The 2,202-nt window shown below is 57.7% G+C and carries 2 protein-coding genes; one reads left to right on the top strand and one right to left on the bottom strand.

Annotation, left to right across the window (positions count from 1 at the left end):
* Positions 1–62 precede the first annotated feature (62 nt).
* Entirely contained in the window at positions 63–962 is a 900-nt protein-coding gene (locus CAPSK01_RS10495) for a nucleotide-binding protein (RefSeq protein ID WP_034926129.1), read from the bottom strand.
* Positions 963–1,169: 207 nt separating this feature from the next.
* Here CAPSK01_RS10495 and CAPSK01_RS22630 point away from each other — a divergent pair.
* Positions 1,170–2,202 (top strand): integron integrase (locus CAPSK01_RS22630; RefSeq protein ID WP_273703481.1); only part of this gene is annotated, 1,033 nt, incomplete at its 3' end.

The following is a 2,202-nucleotide window of genomic DNA, read 5'->3' as shown; positions in this document are numbered from 1 at the left end:
ACGGATCAGATCGTGGCTTCGCACGATCTATCCTTATTCGTTAGGCTGCACTGCGGTGACAACTAGAGCCGCCGTTCCACAAAGTCTCGGATGGCTGATTCTATGGGTCGGATGTCGTCACGCGCAGAAAGGGACAAATAGATGTTGCCACCGAGGTCGGCTGGCATTTTCGCGCCTTCTTCTCGGATAATGAGTACGCGCTCTCTGCCTTTTGCAGCTGCAAAATAGCCTGCTTCGAATACGACATTGTCGCGAGGTGCAGCCTTTACTTCGGTTCCTGACAGTTCGTCATCCTTCGTAAATAGGAACACACCTCCACTGCAAACGCGCGCTGCAGTCTCGATTTCATCCAGGATCATTCCTGCAGCAGCGAAATCAATCTCCCAATTTCGAACCCGAAGATTCAGGCGTTCTTTCAGAAAGAGATGCACTGCCTGGGCCGTCGCGCGTGCCTTGCTGCTATAGCCAAGAAAGACGTCAGATCGCTCAGCGACTTGATCGGACCAGACTCCGAATCGATGCCTGAATGCGTCCCCGTCTAGCCAAGTGACCGGGGCGTCCTTAGGCATGTAGAGTATGGGGTGCCCAGCTCCTGTCCAAGTTATCCCTCTGTCCGCAAGGCCGCGTTCCGCGACAATTAGTAGAGGTAGGCGCAGAGTACCGGCGATCGCTCCCTCAATATGCGCGTATTCACTCGCCAAGTGATACGGTTCTTGAGTGTTCGAAGAAACCTCCCACCTTGGGAAAGCAAGTACTACCGCACCTACACATCGGCGTAGTATTTCAACGGCATTGGGAAGCGACCACGCCATTGAAGAGGCCGTACCTGCCTGGAAGAACATCTCCGGCTGTAATCCAAGAGCCTCGATTCGCTTGATGACTTGGTCCTGAAGTTCTCTGCGTCGGGTATCCAGCAACTCAGGGTTCTGGAAGCTTACAAACACGCGTCTCTTGAAGGCCACATGTGCTCCTGTTGCGTTCCATGCCAGCAAGGATACCGCAGGACCAGTGCAGGTAGGTTTTGGTGCAGCCTAACTTTCAATTCGACCCCACAATCGAGGTCGATTCCTATCTATTGATCTTATCAGATGTCCATTCTTGCATCAATATTGAAATCTATCTGATCAGCCGTCATAATGCGCGGCTGGCTTACCCGAGGCTTCGCATTCATGAGCGACACCACTCTCCTATCCGCAGGGCAGCCTTTCGACAGCCAGGCTGCCCACAACCCGCCGCGCCTTTTAGACCAGGTGCGGGAGGCCATTCGGCTGCGGCATTACAGCATCCGCACGGAGCAGGCTTACACGGATTGGATCAAACGCTTCATCCTGTTCCATGGCAAGCGCCATCCCCGCGAGATGGGGGCGGTGGAAGTGGAGCGGTTTTTGACCCATCTGGCGGTGGAGGGCCGGGTGGCCGCTTCCACGCAAAACCAGGCCTTGAGTGCCTTGCTGTTTTTATACCGGGAGGTTTTGAAGGTGGATTTGCCCTGGCTGGGCGAGATGACGCGGGCGAAGCGGCCTGGGCGCCTGCCGGTGGTGTTGACGGTCGAGGAGGTCAGGCGCGTGTTGGCGCGGATCGACGGGCAGCAGGGTTTGATGGCGGACTTGCTGTACGGGGCCGGGTTGCGCTTGCTGGAGTGTGTGCGGCTGCGGGTGAAGGACCTGGACTTCGAGATGCGGCAGATCACGGTGCGCGACGGCAAGGGGGAGAAGGATCGGGTGACGATGCTGCCGCAATCCGTGCTTGAGCCTTTGCGGGCACACCTGGAGAAGGTGAAGGTGCTGCATGCACATGACCTTGAAGAGGGGTTTGGCGAAGTCTATCTGCCTTATGCGCTGGACCGGAAATTTCCCGATGCGTCGCGGGAATGGGGTTGGCAGTATGTGTTTCCGGCGGCGGGGCGCTCGGTCGATCCGCGTAGCGGCAAGGAGCGCAGGCACCATGTGGACGAGCAGACGTTGCAACGGGCGATGAAGAAGGCGGTGCGGGCGGCGGGGCTGACGAAGCCGGCCTCCTGCCACACGCTGCGCCATAGTTTCGCGACGCATTTATTGCAGTCGGGCTATGACATTCGTACGGTGCAGGAGTTGCTGGGCCATCAGGATGTGGCGACGACGATGATTTACACGCATGTGCTGAACCGGGGCGGGAGGGGGGTGCAGCTTGATGAAGCGGTCGCAGGCGGCGATTGCCGACGCC

Origin of the sequence: Candidatus Accumulibacter vicinus (assembly GCF_000584955.1) — a bacterium.
Lineage (GTDB): Bacteria > Pseudomonadota > Gammaproteobacteria > Burkholderiales > Rhodocyclaceae > Accumulibacter > Accumulibacter vicinus.
Note: the sequence above shows the minus strand (reverse complement) of the source record. Positions and strands in the feature narration are given on the sequence as shown.